Genomic DNA, 15,877 nt, shown 5'->3' on the forward strand with positions numbered 1-15,877 from the left:
GGGAGCGCGGGCGGGAGTGTCAGCGGGGGCCGCTAGCCTTTTGAGGTGTCCGCGCGTCCGTCCGTCCTCACCGACCCCGAGCAGCTCAAGGAGCTCCTCGGCATCCCCTTCACGCCCGAACAGCTGGCCTGCGTCACCGCACCGCCCGCTCCGCAGGTGATCGTCGCGGGGGCGGGATCGGGCAAGACCACCGTCATGGCCGCCCGCGTGGTCTGGCTGGTCGGCACCGGCGCGGTCGCGCCCGAGCAGGTCCTCGGCCTGACCTTCACCAACAAGGCCGCGGGCGAGCTGTCCGAGCGGGTGCGCACGGCCCTCGCCCGGGCCGGCATCACCGACCCGGACCCCTCACCGGCCGAGACCGGCGGGCTCGGCGGTTTCGGCGGTTTCGACGGCTTCGGTGTGGCCGACGCGGTCGGCGGCGAGCCGCGCATCTCGACGTACCACGCCTTCGCCGGGCAGCTCCTGAAGGACCACGGCCTGCGCATCGGCCTGGAACCCAGCTCCCGCCTCCTCGCCGACGCGACCCGCTTCCAGCTCGCCGCCAAGGTGCTGCGCGAGGCCCCCGGCCCCTACCCCTCGCTCACCAAGTCCCTCCCCGACCTGGTCAGCGACCTGCTCGCGCTCGACGCGGAGCTCTCCGAGCACCTGGTCGAGCCGGCGGCCCTGCGGGCGTACGACACGGAGCTGCTGACCACGCTCGCCGGTGTCCGGCTCACCAACGACGACCTGCGCAAGGTCCCCGAGGCCGTGCGCGGCCGCCTGGAGCTGCTGGAGCTCGTCGTCCGCTACCGCGCCGCCAAACGCTCCCGCGACCTCTTCGACTTCAGCGACCAGATAGCCCTCTCCGCGCAGCTCGCCACCACCCGGCCCGAGGTCGGGGCGCTGCTGCGCGAGGAGTTCCGGGTGGTCCTGCTCGACGAGTACCAGGACACGTCCGTCGCACAGCGGCTGCTGCTGTCCGGACTGTTCGGCTCCGGGTCCGGCGAGGACGCAGTCCGAGGCGGCGGGGCCGGGCACGCGGTCACCGCCGTCGGGGACCCCTGCCAGGCCATCTACGGCTGGCGCGGCGCCTCCGTGGCCAACCTCGACGACTTCCCCGACCACTTCCGGCAGGCCGACGGAGCCCCCGCCACCCGCCTCTCGCTCAGCGAGAACAGGCGCAGCGGCGGCCGCCTGCTCGACCTGGCCAACGACCTGGCGGCGCCGCTGCGCGCCCTGCACGAAGGGGTGGAGGCGCTGCGCGCGGCGCCCGGAGCCGAAGGCGCGGGCTTCGTGCGGTGCGCCCTGCTGGAGACCCACGCCGAGGAGCTCGAGTGGCTCGGGGACTCCGTCGCGCACCTGGTCCGCACCGGGACGGAGCCGGGCGAGATCGCCGTGCTGTGCCGCTCCGCCGGGGACTTCGCCCGGATCCAGGCCGTCCTGGTGGCGCGGGACGTACCGGTGGAGGTCGTCGGCCTGTCCGGGCTCCTGCACCTGCCGGAGGTCGCGGACCTCGTCGCCGTCTGCGAAGTCCTCCAGGACCCGGGCGCCAACGCCTCCCTGGTCCGGCTGCTCATCGGGCCGCGATGGCGGATCGGCGCGCGCGACCTGGCCCTGCTGGGCCGCCGGGCGCGCCTGCTGGTGGGCCGCTCGCCGTCCGGTGCGGACGCGGCGGACCCGGACGAGCGGCTGGCGGCGGCCGTCGAGGGGGTGGACCCGGCGGAGGTCGTGTCGCTGGCCGACGCGCTGGAGACCTTCCTGGACGGCGGCGGCCGGTCCGACGACGGGCTGCCGTTCTCCGCCGAGGCCCGGGTCCGTTTCGCACACCTCGCGCAGGAACTGCGCGACCTGCGGCGCTCCCTCGCCGATCCGCTGATGGACGTCCTGCACCGGGTCCTGGCCACGACCGGCCTGGAGGTGGAGCTCTCGGCGTCGCCGCACGCGCTGGCGGCCCGCCGCCGCGAGACCCTGTCGAACTTCATGGACGTGGCCGCCGGCTTCGCCGCCCTGGACGGCGAGGCCACCCTGCTGGCCTTCCTCGCCTTCCTGCGGACGGCCGCCCAGTACGAGAAGGGCCTCGACCACGCGCTGCCGGGCGGCGAGAACACGGTGAAGGTGCTCACCGCGCACAAGTCCAAGGGCCTGGAGTGGGACGTGGTCGTCGTCCCCGACCTGTGCGCCGGGGCCTTCCCCAAGGAGCGGGCGCCGGAGGCCTGGACCTCGTACGCGAAGGTGCTCCCGTACGCCCTGCGCGGTGACGCGCCCACCCTTCCGGCGGACCCGGCCTGGACCTCGGCCGGCCTCAAGTCGTTCAAGGCGGCGCTGAAGGAGCACAAGTCGGTGGAGGAGCTCCGCCTCGGCTACGTCACCTTCACCCGCCCCCGCTCGCTCCTGCTGGCCTCCGGCCACTGGTGGGGTCCGACGCAGAAGAAGCGCCGCGGCCCGTCGCCGTTCCTGGAGGCGCTGTACGAGCACTGCGCGGCCGGCTTCGGCGAGATCGAGGCGTGGGCGCAGGAGCCGGAGCCGGACGCGGAGAACCCGGCGCTGACCGCCGAAGCGGCCCAGGACCACTCCTGGCCGCTCCCGCTCGACCCGCGGTCCCTCGCCCTGCGGCGCGCGGCGGCCGGTCTGGTCGAGTCGTACCTGGCCGCCCCGCCGCCTGCGGCACGGGACGAGGACGCCTACCTCTGGCCCCCGGACTGCGAGGACCCGGCCTACGACGACGAGCCGTGGCCCGACGACGAGCCGTGGCCCGCGCCGGAACCCGCCCCCGCGCCGGAACCCGACGCCGAGCCGGGCCCCCCGGGCCGGGTCGGCGACCTCTGGCCGGAGGACGACCTGTGGGGGCCCGCCCCTGTGGGCACCACACCCCACCGGTCGGGCGCCGCCGTCGCCCCGGAGCCCGACCTCCGGGCCGGCGCACACCTCCCGCGCCAGGCGCGCACCGCGCCCGGTGTGCCCGCCGGGCCTGCCGCGTCCGGCGTGCCCGCCGTGCCCGCGTCCGGCGTGGGGCTCACGCCCGAGGAGGCCCGGGCCGTCGCCTCCTGGGACCGGGACCTCGACGCCCTGGAGGGCGAGCTCCGCCGCGCCCGCGCGGCCGTCCGCGACGTAGAACTCCCCGCCGCCCTCTCCGCCGGCCAGCTGCTCCGGCTCGCCGCCGACGAGCAGGGCTTCGCGCGCGACCTGGCCCGCCCCATGCCCAAGCCCCCCCAGCCCGCCGCCCGCCAGGGCACCCGCTTCCACGCCTGGGTCGAGTCCCGGTTCGACGAGCTGCCGCTCCCGCTCCTCGACGTGCTCGATCCCGCCACCGAGCTGCCCGGCTCCGACCAGGAGGTCGCCGACGAGGCCGACCTGGACGCCCTCAAGGCCGCCTTCGAGCGCAGCGAGTACGCCGACCGCCCGCCCCACCGCATGGAGGCGCCGGTCCAGCTCACCCTCGCCGGCCGCGTGATCCGCGGCCGGATCGACGCCGTCTACCGCACGGACACCGGCTTCGAGATCGTCGACTGGAAGACCGGCCGCACCACCGACGCCGATCCCCTCCAGCTCGCCGTCTACCGCCTGGCCTGGGCGGAAGCCACCGGCACACCGCTGGAGCGGGTCACGGCCGCCTTCCTGCACGTCCGCAGCGGCCGCGTGATCCGGCCGCGCAACCTGCCCGGCCGCGCCCGCCTTGAGCGGATCCTCCAAGGCGAATCGGACACCGACGGTGACCGTCAGGCGGACGGTTAGGCTCAGGGCCATGAGCGACACCCCGCCGGACAGCGTCGTCCGCACGTACATCGACACCCACCGCGCCGCCTTCCTCGAGGACCTCGCCGAGTGGCTCCGCATCCCCTCCGTCTCGGCGCAGCCCGAGCACGCGGGCGACGTGCGGCGCAGCGCCGAATGGCTCACGGCGAAGCTCAAGGAGACCGGATTCCCGATCGCCGAGGTCTGGGAGACCGACGGCGCACCCGCGGTGTTCGCGCACTGGCCGAGCGAGGACCCGGGCGCGCCCACCGTCCTGGTGTACGGGCACCACGACGTGCAGCCCGCCGCCCTCGCCGACGGCTGGCACACCGAGCCGTTCGAGCCGGTGGTCCGCGACGGCCGCATGTACGGACGCGGCGCCGCCGACGACAAGGGGCAGGTGTTCTTCCACACCCTGGGGGTCCGGGCGCACCTGGCGGCCACCGGCGCCACCGCCCCCGCCGTGAACCTCAAGCTGCTCGTCGAGGGCGAGGAGGAGTCCGGCTCCGTCCACTTCCGTGCCCTCGTCGAAGCCCGCGCCGCCGAGCTCGCCGCCGACGTCGTGATCGTCTCCGACACCGGCATGTGGTCCGAGACCACCCCGACCGTCTGCACCGGCATGCGCGGCGTCGCCGACTGCGAGATCACCTTCCACGGCCCGGACCAGGACATCCACTCCGGGGCCTTCGGCGGCGCCGTGCCGAACCCGGCCACGGCCGTCGCCCGCCTGGTCGCGGCCCTGCACGACGACGACGGACGGGTCACGATCCCCGGCTTCTACGAAGGCGTCGCCGAGCTCACCGACGCCGAGCGCGCGCTCATCGCCGAGCTGCCCTTCGACGAGTCCGAGTGGCTCCGTACGGCGAAGTCCCACGCGGCCGCCGGCGAGGCCGGCTACTCCACCCTCGAGCGCGTCTGGGCGCGCCCGACGGCCGAGGTCAACGGGATCGGCGGCGGCTACCAGGGCCCCGGCGGGAAGACGATCGTGCCCGCCTCCGCCCACTGCAAGCTTTCGTTCCGGCTGGTCGCGGGGCAGGACCCCTACGAGGTCGAGGCGGCCGTCAGGGACTGGGTCGCGGCGCGCGTCCCGGCCGGCATCCGCCACTGCATCGTCTTCGGCGCCCCCACCCGCCCCTGCCTGACCCCGCTGGACCACCCGGCGCTGCAGTCGGTGGTGCGGGCCATGGGCCGCGCCTTCGGCCAGAAGGTCCGCTTCACCCGCGAAGGCGGTTCGGGGCCCGCGGCCGACCTCCAGGACGTCCTGGGCGCGCCCGTGCTGTTCCTCGGCATCTCGGTGCCGTCCGACGGCTGGCACGCGCCGAACGAGAAGGTCGAGCTGGACCTGCTCCTCAAGGGCGTCGAGACGACCGCCTACCTGTGGGGCGATCTGGCCGCGTCCCACCGCACACCCGCCTGACCCCACCTGCCTGTCCCACACACCCGGGGGAGTTGGAAGTACCCGTGAGCATCCATACCGAGCGTCCGATCTCGCTGACCGCGCCCAGCGGCATCGACCGTGTCGCACACCACCGCCTCGACGAGGCATGGCTGGCCGCCGCCTGGAGCCACCCGACGACGCGCGTCTTCGTCGTCTCCGGCGGCCAGGTCCTGATCGACGACACCCCCGACGGGGGCACGGCCATCGTGATGACCCCGGCCTTCGAGGCCCCGGTCACCGAGACGCACCGCTACTTCCTGGGGACCGACGAGGACGGCGTGCGGTACTTCGCGCTCCAGAAGGACGCGCTGCCGGGCCGCATGGACCAGTCGGCCCGCGCGGCCGGCCTACGCGAGGCCGGACTGCTGCTGTCGCCGCGCGACGCGGGGCTGATGGTGCACGCGGTGGCCCTGGAGAACTGGCAGCGGCTGCACCGCTTCTGCTCCCGGTGCGGCGAGCGCACCGTGGTGGCGGCCGCGGGCCACATCCGCCGCTGCCCGGGCTGCGGCGCCGAGCACTACCCGCGCACCGACCCGGCCGTGATCATGCTGGTCACCGACGACCAGGACCGCGCGCTGCTGGGCCGCCAGGTGCACTGGCCGGAGGGGCGCTTCTCCACCCTGGCCGGCTTCGTGGAGCCGGGCGAGTCGATCGAGCAGTCCGTCGTGCGCGAGGTGTGGGAGGAGGCGGGCGTCAGGGTCGGCGAGGTCGAGTACGTGGCCAGCCAGCCGTGGCCGTTCCCGTACAGCCTGATGCTGGGCTTCACCGCCCGCGCCACCAGCTCCGAGATCACCGTGGACGGCGAGGAGATCGAGGAGGCCCGCTGGTTCTCCCGCGAGGACCTGCGCGCGGCGATCGAATCGGGCGAGGTCGTCCCGCCGGCGGGAGGCATCTCCATCGCCGCCCGCCTGGTGGAGCTCTGGTACGGCAAGCCCCTGCCGAAGCCCGGCGCCACCGCCTGACGCCCGGGCCGAGGTCCGGCATCGCAGAGAGGCCCCCGCCGCGGCGGGGGCCTCTCTGCGATGCCCGAAGATCAGACGGCGAGGGCCTGCTTGACCTGGGCCAGGCTCGGGTTCGTCATGACGGACTCGTTGCCCGCGGGGGACTTCACCAGGACCGTGGGGACCGTCTGGTTGCCGCCGTTGGCCTTCTCCACGAACGCGGCGGACGCCGGGTCGAGCTCGATGTTGATCTCGTTGTACGCGATGCCTTCCCGGTCCAGCTGGCTCTTCAGCCGGCGGCAGTAGCCGCACCAGGTGGTGCTGTACATCGTGACGGTGCCCGTGTCCTGCATGCTGCGCTCTCCTCGGTGGGGGCTCGGTGGTCCGAATACTCGAACGCACGGGACCGCGTGTGCATTCCCACAGGCCCGTCCCGTCCCGAGGCCGCGCGCCCACCCGTCCGGTCCGTCCGTCCGCCCGCCGCCCGCTCGTCAGTCCGCCCGCCCGCTCGCCCGCCCGCTCGCCCGCCCGCCCGCCCAGTCCGCCCGCCCGCCGCGTCCGGTACTACGGATGCCCGCCGCCTGTGGACGGTTTTCCCGCCCGCCCCAGGAGACCTGGCAGCATGGCGGGGTGACACCAGCAACGCACTCCCCCTCCTTCACCGCCTCCGCCGCTGCCACCGACTCGGCCGACGCGGTGCTCCTGGGCCTGGACCCGGAGCAGCGCGAGGTCGCGACGACCCTGCGCGGGCCCCTGTGCGTGCTGGCCGGCGCCGGTACCGGCAAGACCCGGGCGATCACCCACCGCATCGCCTACGGCGTCCGGTCCGGCCAGCTGATGCCGGCCAGTGTGCTGGCCGTCACCTTCACCAACCGCGCCGCGGGGGAGATGCGCGGCCGCCTGCGCGCCCTCGGCGCGGAGGGGGTCCAGGCCCGCACCTTCCATTCCGCCGCCCTGCGCCAGCTCCAGTACTTCTGGCCCAAGGCGATCGGCGGGGAGGTGCCCCGACTGCTGGAACGCAAGATCCAGTTCGTGGCCGAGGCCGGCGCACGCTGCCGCATCCGCCTGGACCGCGGCGAGCTGCGCGACGTCACCGGCGAGATCGAGTGGGCCAAGGTCACCCAGACCGTGCCCGCCGACTATCCGGCGGCCGCCCTCAAGGCGGGCCGCGAGGCTCCGCGCGATCTGGCCGAGATCGCCCAGATCTACGGGACGTACGAGCAGCTCAAGCGGGACCGCGGCATGATCGACTTCGAGGACGTGCTGCTGCTGACCGTCGGCATCCTCCAGGACCGCCACGACATCGCCGAGCAGATCCGCACCCAGTACCAGCACTTCGTCGTCGACGAGTACCAGGACGTCAGCCCGCTCCAGCAGCGGCTGCTGGACCTGTGGCTCGGCGAGCGGGACAGCCTGTGCGTCGTCGGCGACGCCAGCCAGACCATCTACTCCTTCACCGGCGCCACCCCCGACCACCTGCTGAACTTCCGCACCCGCCACCCGCAGGCCACCGTGGTCAAGCTGATCCGGGACTACCGCTCCACCCCCCAGGTGGTCCACCTCGCCAACGGGATCCTGAACCAGGCGCGGGGCCGGGCCGCGGAGCACCGCCTCGAGCTGGTCTCGCAGCGCGAGCCCGGTCCCGCCCCGGCGTACGCGGAGTACCCGGACGAGCCCGCCGAAGCCGAGGGCGTCGCCCGCCGGATCCGCGACCTGATCACGGCCGGCGTCCCCGCCGGCGAGATCGCCGTGCTCTACCGGATCAACGCCCAGTCCGAGGTCTACGAGCAGGCCCTCGCCGACGCCGGGGTGCCCTACCAGCTGCGCGGGGCCGAGCGGTTCTTCGAGCGGCAGGAGGTGCAGAGGGCGATCCTCGCGCTGCGCGGCGCCGCGCGGTCCGGCGGGAACGACCCGCTGCTCGACGACGTCGTCGAGCTCGGTTCCCAGGTCCGCGCCGTGCTCAGCTCCACCGGCTGGACCGCCGAGCCGCCGGCCGGTTCCGGCGCCGTCCGCGACCAGTGGGAGTCGGTGGCCGCGCTGGTCCGGCTCGCCGAGGACTTCGCCCGTGCCCGGCCCGGCGCCACTCTGGCGGACCTCACGGTCGAGCTGGAGGAGCGCAAGGCCGCCCAGCACGCCCCGACCGTCCAGGGCGTCACCCTGGCCTCGCTGCACGCGGCCAAGGGCCTGGAGTGGGACGCCGTGTTCCTCGTCGGCCTCACCGACGGCATGATGCCGATCACCTACGCCAAGACCGACGAGCAGGTCGAGGAGGAGCGCCGGCTGCTCTACGTCGGCGTCACCCGGGCCCGGCTGCACCTGTGCCTGTCCTGGGCGCTCTCCCGGGCTCCGGGGGGCCGGCCCTCCCGGCGTCCCAGCCGCTTCCTGAACGGCCTGCGGCCGGGCTCCGCGGCGCCCGGAGGCGGGGCGGGCGCCACCGCCGAGCGCGCGGTGGCCCGCAAGCGGGGCCGCCGGGGGCCGACCCGCTGCCGGGTCTGCGGCAGGACCTTGACCGAGGCCGGCGAACTGAAGCTGATGCGCTGCGAGGACTGCCCGTCCGACATGGACGAAGGGCTGTACGAGCGGCTGCGCGCCTGGCGCGAGGTCCGGTCCAGGCAGCAGGGACTGCCCGCGTACTGCGTCTTCACGGACAAGACGCTGATGGCGATCGCGGAGGCCGCGCCGGCCGAGGGCGGCGAGCTCTCGATGATCTCCGGCGTGGGTGGACGCAAGCTCGAGCGGTACGGGGCCGACGTGCTCGCCATCTGCGCAGGTCAGGACCCTGACAGCGGGGATTCTGACGACGCGTAGAAACTCGTCGGAAAAATAGTTTGCACATGCCCGGCGAAGCCCCATAGGTTCTTAGCAACGGAAACGGTGGCTTCTCCGAAGCCCGGGATCCGTGCTGTACTTATCCGAATACACATGGGACAGGCCCCCGGGCCCCCGTCCCCGAGACGCCGAGAGGAGGCGAGACCAGTGGCCGGCTTCATGAACTTCACCAAACTGACCGATCGCTCGGTCGACGCTTCCTGCCTGCTCGGTTCCGTCTCCGTCCGGGGTACCGGTGCGTCCGCGACGTCCGCGGCCAAGCCCGCCCCGCTGGCGACCCTTCCGGTCAGCGAGCGCATTGAGCGACCGACCCAGGCACCGGTGGCAGTACTGGCAGCCGAAGCCCAGGCGCATGGCGCCTATGGTTTCGCCGCCGCGGCGGCCGGTGCCGCCAGTGCCGGATTCAAGCGCCAGACGAAGCAGACGAAGCAGCAGCACCACCTGATGTGGGCCTTCCGTGGGCTCGAACCCTGGAGTGATCCAGCCTGATCGCATGATCAGGCCGGCGCCTTCAGGGCCGCGGAACCCCACCCGGGATCCGCGGCCCTTCTGTTTGTCCCCGAACGGGGGCGGACGGTGAAGGCGTCCCGGGACTGGCAGAGCCAGTCGGTGTGAGGACAGCCCAGCCGAACCCGGCCGACCGGCCGGAACGACTAGCCGAACAAGACGAGGAAGAAACCACCGTGCAACTCGAAGCGCACGCCCCGTCCGTACCGCAGACCCGAACGATCTCCCCGCCCGCAGTCCCGGAGGACCCCGCCTTGACCCCGCTCACCGCGCTGACCGCGCTCGACGACGCCATCGAGAACCTCGGCGTCCCCGTTCCCTGCCGCACCTTCGACCCCGAGGTCTTCTTCGCCGAGTCCCCGGCCGACGTCGAGTACGCCAAGTCCCTGTGCCGGACCTGCCCGCTGGTCGAGGCCTGCCTCGCCGGGGCGGTCGAGCGCCGCGAGCCCTGGGGTGTCTGGGGTGGCGAGCTCTTCGTCCAGGGTGTCGTCGTCGCCCGGAAGCGTCCCCGTGGCCGCCCGCGCAAGAACCCGGTTGTCACGGCATGACCGCCAACGGAACCATCGACCGCCCCCTCACGCACGACCCCCTGAAGCAGGCCCTCATGACCGCCCACCCCACGAGCGAGCAGCCGCACGGCGCCGCCCACGCAGACTTCATCACCGCAGGCGCGATCACCTCGCGTCAGAACAGGACCCGCGAAATGCAACTCATCCCAGAAGCCCTGGCTCGTGCCCATATGGACGACCGCATGCGTGAGGCCGACGCCGAGCGTCACGCCCTGCGCCTGGTCGCCGCCCGCCGCATGCAGCGGCGAGCCGAGCGCGTCTCGCTGCGCGCCCGCCGCGCACTGGCCATGGCCGTCATGCAGTAACCAGCTGTCCTGCGACAACGGGTGCCGGAGAACGGCACGCGGCAGGAGCAGGCAACAGTCCCGGGGGGGCCGGTCCGAAGGGACCGGTCCCCCCGGTGCGTTGCGAGGGGCTGTCGATCCCGCCCGGCGGTATCGTCGGGAGGTGGACCAGCCGACTCCCCGCCCCGCCCGGTCGGACCCCGACCCGCCACCCGTCGTCTGCGCGCGCTGCGGTGTGCGGTCTCCCGACGGCGCCCCGATCACCTGGACCTGCTCGGTGGAGAACGGGACCAGACAGTACTTCTGCGTCGACTGCGCACGCGCCCACCTCCGGTCGATCGAGGGCAGGCTCGACTCCTCCTGGTGGTAGCGGACCCGGCCGACACCGCGGCCGGGCACTCGCCGAAGGCGGCCGCCGCCCGTCACTCCCCGGGCGCGAACCCCGGCAGCCAGGTGTCCAGTTCGTCGCGCAACCGCACCGTCGCACCCAGCTGGCACAGCACCCCGATGGTGCTGAGCGTCACCCGGTGGATCAGCAGGTACGAGGGCGGCAGGTTGATCTGGCGGCCCAACTGGTGCGCGGGGGACCGCGGATCGGCGATCCGTGCCGCCTGCCCGCGCAGCCAGGGACGGGTGAAGGTGAACTCCTCGGCCTCGGCGGGCTCGATGATCGGCTTCAGGTAGTCCAGCACCGCGCCGGGTTCCAGTTCTATGGACTCCTTCACGAACCCCTCGGCGCGCAGGTGCCCGTAGACCCCCTCGGCGTCGCCGTCGAGCGTCATCCGCAGCGACCTGCCGATGGGCTTGGGCCAGCCCCCGGGCAGCCGGTCCACGGTGCCGAAGTCCAGGACGCCCAGCCGCATCCGGCCGTCCGGGCCCGATACCAGCCGGAAGTTGCCCGGGTGCGGGTCCGCGTGCAGCAGCCCCGTGCGGGCCGGACCGGAGAAGAGGAACCGGGCCAGCAGCTGCCCGGCGCGGTCGCGCTGCTCCTGCGTGCCGTCGGCTATCACCGCCGACAGCGGCGTCCCCTCCAGCCACTCGGTCACCAGCACCTGGTCGCCCTGGTGCACCACGTCCGGCACGACGACATCGGGATCGTCGAGGAACGCGTCCGCGTGCGTCCGCTGGGCCTCCGCCTCCAGTTCGTAGTCGAGCTCCTCCGCGACCCGGTCGCGCAGCTCCTTGATCAGCGGCTTGATCTCCATGCCCGGAACCAGCGGGCCCAGCAGCCCGGCGAACCGGCTCAGTTGCTTGAGGTCCGACAGGAGCGCCTCACCGGCGCCCGGATACTGGACCTTGACCGCCACCGGCCGGCCGTCGTGCCACACCGCCCGGTGCACCTGCCCGATCGAGGCCGCCGCGGCCGGTTTGTCCTCGAACTCCCGGAACAACTCCCGCCAATCCGCGCCCAGCCGGTCGGCGAGCACCTGGTGCACGGTTCCCGCGGGCAGTGGCGGGGCGGCCTCCTGGAGCTTGGTCAGCGCGGCCCGGTAGGGCCCCGCCACCTCCTCGGGCAGGGCCGACTCGAAGACCGACAGGGCCTGCCCGAACTTCATGGCACCGCCCTTCAGCTCCCCGAGCGTGCGGAACAACTGCTCGGCGGTGCGCTGCTGGAGCTCACGCGCGACGATCTCCGCCGACTTGCCGCCGATCCGCTTGCCCAGCCCCCACGTGGCCCGACCCGCCATACCCAGCGGCAGCGCGGCCAGCTTGACGGTACGCGTGACCGCCTTCCGGGGAAGATCAGACATATGCCCCTCCATGTCCCAGACTGCAGCGCCGCAAGCGGCGGTCAGGGAGTGCCCCCTCCGACCCGGGCATCCTGTCATGGCCCTCCCTGGTGGTCCGCTCCCGATCCCCCGGCTCCCTGCACCGCCGCGGGGCGGCCGCCGGCAGCCGCCCCGCAAGGGCAGCCGGGATGGGGAGGTACGCCGGTGTGCTCCCAGGACAGGCCCGGCAGTGCGGCCTCCCAGCGGGAAGCGGTGGAGGCGGGCAGTTCGCCGTCGAGGAAGGACAGGGCATGGGCCGCGGCCAGCCCGGCCACCGCGGTGGACAGCCCCAGATCGCAGGCGGGGCCCGCGCGGCGGCGACGGGCCGACCGCCACTGCACCAGCATCCTCGGCCAGGCGGGATCCCGGTCCACCCGCTCACGCTCCATGCACCCCGCGCAGGCCGTCGCCCCGGGCAGCACCAGCGGCCCCACCACCCCGGTGCCCTCCAGCACCCCCGCGTACAGATGCGGGATGCCGGTGGCGACCCAGGCGGCCGCGGTGTCCGGATCCGGCGCCCAGGCGTGCAGCCCGTCGCGCGGCGCGACCACCACCAGCGCCAGCCCGGGCTGGGGGCCCCCGTCCTCCCCGGCGCGGGGGGCCCGCCCCGGGGCCGACTCCCGGACCAGCCCGGCGGCGGCCTCGGCCCGCAGCCGGCCCACGCTGCCGGAGCCGAGGCCGCCCGGGGCCACGTCCCCCGGCTCCACCCGGCCCCCGTCCAGCACCTGCACCCCGCCCACGCCGGCGCCCGCCAGCACCGAAGCGATCAGCGCGCCCACCCGGCCGCTGCCGCGCACCTGCACCCGTATCGCCCGGCGCGCGGCGATGCCCCGCAAGTCCCCGCCCGGTTCGCGGTGCACCAAGGACAGAGAGCCCAGATCGGGCCCCAGCCGCTCCAGGGCCTCCGGCCGATCGCGCACGGCCTGGGCCCGCGGACCGCCCGCCGTGGCGTCGTCGAGGAGCCCCGCGCCCGCCAGCCGCCGGACCAGCTCGTCCGCCCGGCCTTCCGGCAGGCCCATCCCCGCCGCCTCGGCCCGCAGGAGCTCCATCCGCCGTGTCCCGTCGATCCGGTCGAGGAACGCCCCCGTCGCCGTGTCGACCGGACCGAGCACCACCGCATGCGCCGGTGTCACCCCGAACTGCACCGTCTGCAGATCCCGCCACGCCCGTGCCAGCGCCGGCTTCACCTTCGGATACACGGCCGCCCCCCTCGTAGGTCACGGCGGCGCTGTCGCCGCCCTCCTGCTCCGTCCTCCGCCACAGTGCCCGCCCTCCGCGTTCCGTGCGGAACGTTGTCCACAGGTGAGGGCTATAAGGCATATGAGATGAACCATGGGTGCGTCCGGGATACCGGCCGCGCATCGATCACGCCCGAAGCCAGGCCGTGCGGGACTTCCACGACGGGTTGCGGGTACCGTCGTGGCGTGTCCGCCGACCCACCGCAGCGCGCCGTCGAAGTCCGCCGGAGCGCGCGCCGCCGCAGGACCGTATCCGCCTACCGCGAGGGTGACCGTACGGTCGTCCTGATCCCTGCCCGCATGTCGGAGGCGGAGGAGAAGCGCTGGGTGGGCGTCATGCTCGACAAACTGGCCGCGCAGGAGGGCAAGCGCACCCTCGGGGACGCGGAACTGACCGCGCGCGCCGAACGGCTGTCCGAGCAGTTCTTCGACGGCCGGGCCCGCCCCCGCTCCGTGCGCTGGGTCACCAACCAGAACACCCGCTGGGGCTCCTGCACCCCGGCCGAGGGCAGCATCCGGCTCTCGCACCGCCTCCAGGGAATGCCGGAGTACGTCGTGGACTACGTGCTCCTGCACGAGCTGGCGCACCTCCTCGTGCCCGGCCACGGCCCGCGCTTCTGGGCGCTGCTGGAGGCGTACCCCCGTACCGAGCGGGCCCGCGGGTACCTCGAGGGAGTCGTCGCCGCCGAGCGCCTCCCCGCGGCTCCCGGCCCCCGGGACGCGTAGGCGCGTCCCCGCCCGCGCCCCTGCCCCTCCGTCACACACGGTGATATGTACCGGGTCGGTACCGACTTGGCCGGATGTCGGCCGTTGCCGCTAGCCTGTGCGGCACGCAAGCACAGTCGGGATGGGGGACGGTCGTTACGTATGGCAAGGGAATTCCAACGGGGCCACAAGGCCAAGGTCAGTGATCTGACGGCGGGCACCGATCTGTACGTGGGCGTCCAGATCGCCGGGCCCGGGCTCGCCTTCGACATCAGCTGCTTCGGCCTCGACGCGAACGAACAGCTCTCGGACGACCGCTACTTCGTCTTCTTCAACCAGCCGAAGTCGCCCGAGGAGTCCATCCAGCAGCTCGGCGCGCAGGCCGGTGACACGGAATCCTTCCGGGTGACCCTGGACCGGGTGCCGGCGTCCATCCACAAGCTGTCCTTCACCGCCACCATCGACGGCGCCGGGCAGATGTCGCAGATCGGCCCCGGCTACATCCGGATCGTGGCGGGCGGCGAAGAGGTCGTCCGGTACGCGTTCAACGGCTCGGAGTTCACCACCGAGCGGGCCGTGATGCTCGGCGACTTCTACCTCAAGGACGTGTGGCGCTTCGCCGCCGTCGGCCAGGGCTTCGACGGCGGCCTCGACGCGCTGCTCAGGAACTTCGGCGGCGAGGTCGCCGAGGAGCAGCCGCAGCAGCAGGCGCCCGCCGCCCCGGCGGGGAACGCCTCGCCCGGATTCGCGCCGCCGCCGCAGGCCGCCGCTCCGGCCCCGTCGTTCGGCGCCCCGGCCCCGCAGAGCCCGGCTCCGCAGGTCCCCGCCCCGCAGCCGCCGGCCCCCGCGCCCTCCTTCGGCGCACCCGTACCGGCCGCCGCGCCCGCCCCGCAACCGCCGGCGTACCCGCAGCACACCGCGCCCACCATGGCCGCGCCGCTCGCCCCGCCGGCCCCCGCGCCCTACGGCCAGCCACCCCAGCAACCGTCCTTCGGCCAGGTCCCGCCGCCCGCCCAGGCCCCCGCCCCCTACGGCCAGCAGCCCGGATACGGCCAGCCGCCGGGGTACGGCCAGCAGCCCGGATACGGTCAGCCGCCCGGCCAGGTCCCGGGCCACGGCCAGGTCCCGGGCCAGCAGCCCCCCGCCTTCGGGCAGGTCCCGGGGCAGCAGCCGGGGTACGCCCCGCAGGCCGCCGCCCCCGCCGGATCGGGTCTCGCCGCCGCCCTCCAGCCGTACAAGGAAGCCCCCACGGGCGCCCGCTGGACCCCGCAGAACCAGCAGCTCATGCGGGTCGACCTGTCGATGGGCGGCCAGGCCGTCCTCGCCCGCCAGGGCAGCATGGTCCTCTACCAGGGCAAGGTCGACTTCAGCTACAAGGGAGCCGGCTTCGCGGGCCGCATCGTCGGCAACGCCACCGGCCAGGAGATGCAGCTCATGCGCTGCACCGGCCGCGGCCAGGTCTTCCTCGCCGAGAACGGCGCCCACCTGCACGCCATCGAGCTCCAGGGCGACGGGATCTGCGTCTCTGCCGAGAGCGTCCTCGCCTTCGACGAGTCGCTCCAGCACGAGGTCCGCCGCATCGAGGGCCACGGCATTCCCGGCGGCGCCCTGTTCACCATGCAGTTCCAGGGCACCGGCACGGTGATCGTCAAGACGCACGGGGTCCCGGTCGTCCTGCCCGTCACCCCGACCACCTTCGCGGACAGCAACGCCATCGTGGCGTGGTCCTCCGCCTCCCAGGTGATCATCTCCAGCCAGGTCCGGATCCGGCGCAACGCCTATCCCGGTCACAGCGGGGAGACCGTGAACCTCCAGTTCCGCGGTGCTCCCGGCAACTTCATCGTCGTCCAGCCGTACGAGGTCTGAGGGAGCCCGACATGAACGCA

At 73.9% G+C, this 15,877-nt stretch carries 13 protein-coding genes; 10 read left to right on the forward strand and 3 right to left on the reverse strand.

The window, feature by feature from the left end; all coding sequences use genetic code 11:
- Positions 1 to 45 precede the first annotated feature (45 nt).
- The 3 genes from AC07FY_RS07610 to nudC are packed head-to-tail and all read left to right on the forward strand — an operon-like array spanning position 46 to position 6,111.
- The gene (locus AC07FY_RS07610; protein ID WP_479001992.1) at positions 46 to 3,711 is read left to right on the forward strand and encodes an ATP-dependent DNA helicase; all 3,666 of its coding nucleotides are present in this window, start codon (positions 46 to 48) and stop codon (positions 3,709 to 3,711) included.
- Between the two features lie 10 nt (positions 3,712 to 3,721).
- Positions 3,722 to 5,128 (forward strand): dipeptidase, encoded by a 1,407-nt coding sequence (locus AC07FY_RS07615; protein ID WP_479001995.1) that lies wholly within the window; start codon positions 3,722 to 3,724, stop codon positions 5,126 to 5,128.
- A gap of 32 nt (positions 5,129 to 5,160) precedes the next feature.
- The gene (gene nudC, locus AC07FY_RS07620; protein WP_479001998.1) at positions 5,161 to 6,111 is read left to right on the forward strand and encodes an NAD(+) diphosphatase; all 951 of its coding nucleotides are present in this window, start codon (positions 5,161 to 5,163) and stop codon (positions 6,109 to 6,111) included.
- 71 nt (positions 6,112 to 6,182) lie between these two features.
- On the opposite strand, the gene AC07FY_RS07625 is transcribed toward nudC, so the two are convergent.
- Positions 6,183 to 6,443 (reverse strand): mycoredoxin, encoded by a 261-nt coding sequence (locus tag AC07FY_RS07625; RefSeq protein ID WP_479002001.1) that lies wholly within the window; start codon positions 6,441 to 6,443, stop codon positions 6,183 to 6,185.
- 217 nt (positions 6,444 to 6,660) lie between these two features.
- On the opposite strand from AC07FY_RS07625, the gene AC07FY_RS07630 reads away from it, so the two are divergent.
- From AC07FY_RS07630 to AC07FY_RS07650, 5 genes are all read left to right on the forward strand, one after another.
- On the forward strand, positions 6,661 to 8,898 hold the full coding sequence (locus tag AC07FY_RS07630) for an ATP-dependent DNA helicase UvrD2 (protein WP_479002004.1): 2,238 nt from the start codon (positions 6,661 to 6,663) through the stop codon (positions 8,896 to 8,898).
- A 168-nt stretch (positions 8,899 to 9,066) separates the two neighbouring features.
- Complete coding sequence (locus AC07FY_RS07635; RefSeq protein ID WP_479002007.1) at positions 9,067 to 9,408, forward strand: hypothetical protein; 342 nt, start codon at positions 9,067 to 9,069, stop codon at positions 9,406 to 9,408.
- Positions 9,409 to 9,602: 194 nt separating this feature from the next.
- Positions 9,603 to 9,974, forward strand: a complete 372-nt coding sequence (locus tag AC07FY_RS07640) for a WhiB family transcriptional regulator (protein WP_479002009.1) — start codon at positions 9,603 to 9,605, stop codon at positions 9,972 to 9,974.
- A complete protein-coding gene (locus tag AC07FY_RS07645; RefSeq protein ID WP_479002012.1) occupies positions 9,971 to 10,300 on the forward strand; it encodes a hypothetical protein in 330 nt (109 codons plus the stop codon). Before AC07FY_RS07640 ends, AC07FY_RS07645 begins: the two co-directional genes overlap by 4 nt.
- Before the next feature lie 142 nt (positions 10,301 to 10,442).
- On the forward strand, positions 10,443 to 10,649 hold the full coding sequence (locus tag AC07FY_RS07650; RefSeq protein WP_479002015.1) for a hypothetical protein: 207 nt from the start codon (positions 10,443 to 10,445) through the stop codon (positions 10,647 to 10,649).
- A gap of 52 nt (positions 10,650 to 10,701) precedes the next feature.
- On the opposite strand, the gene AC07FY_RS07655 is transcribed toward AC07FY_RS07650, so the two are convergent.
- Together AC07FY_RS07655 and AC07FY_RS07660 are read right to left on the reverse strand one after the other, a co-directional pair.
- The gene (locus AC07FY_RS07655; protein ID WP_479002018.1) at positions 10,702 to 12,030 is read right to left on the reverse strand and encodes an ABC1 kinase family protein; all 1,329 of its coding nucleotides are present in this window, start codon (positions 12,028 to 12,030) and stop codon (positions 10,702 to 10,704) included.
- Positions 12,031 to 12,104: 74 nt separating this feature from the next.
- Positions 12,105 to 13,247, reverse strand: a complete 1,143-nt coding sequence (locus AC07FY_RS07660) for a TOMM precursor leader peptide-binding protein (protein WP_479002021.1) — start codon at positions 13,245 to 13,247, stop codon at positions 12,105 to 12,107.
- A gap of 126 nt (positions 13,248 to 13,373) precedes the next feature.
- Here AC07FY_RS07660 and AC07FY_RS07665 point away from each other — a divergent pair, with 126 nt between their 5' ends.
- Positions 13,374 to 14,012, forward strand: coding sequence for a M48 metallopeptidase family protein (locus tag AC07FY_RS07665; RefSeq protein WP_479002024.1), 639 nt, complete (start codon positions 13,374 to 13,376; stop codon positions 14,010 to 14,012).
- A gap of 141 nt (positions 14,013 to 14,153) precedes the next feature.
- Positions 14,154 to 15,857 (forward strand): TerD family protein, encoded by a 1,704-nt coding sequence (locus AC07FY_RS07670; RefSeq protein ID WP_479002027.1) that lies wholly within the window; start codon positions 14,154 to 14,156, stop codon positions 15,855 to 15,857.
- The last annotated feature ends 20 nt before the right edge of the window (positions 15,858 to 15,877 follow it).

The organism is Streptomyces sp. NPDC045967, from assembly GCF_056430495.1.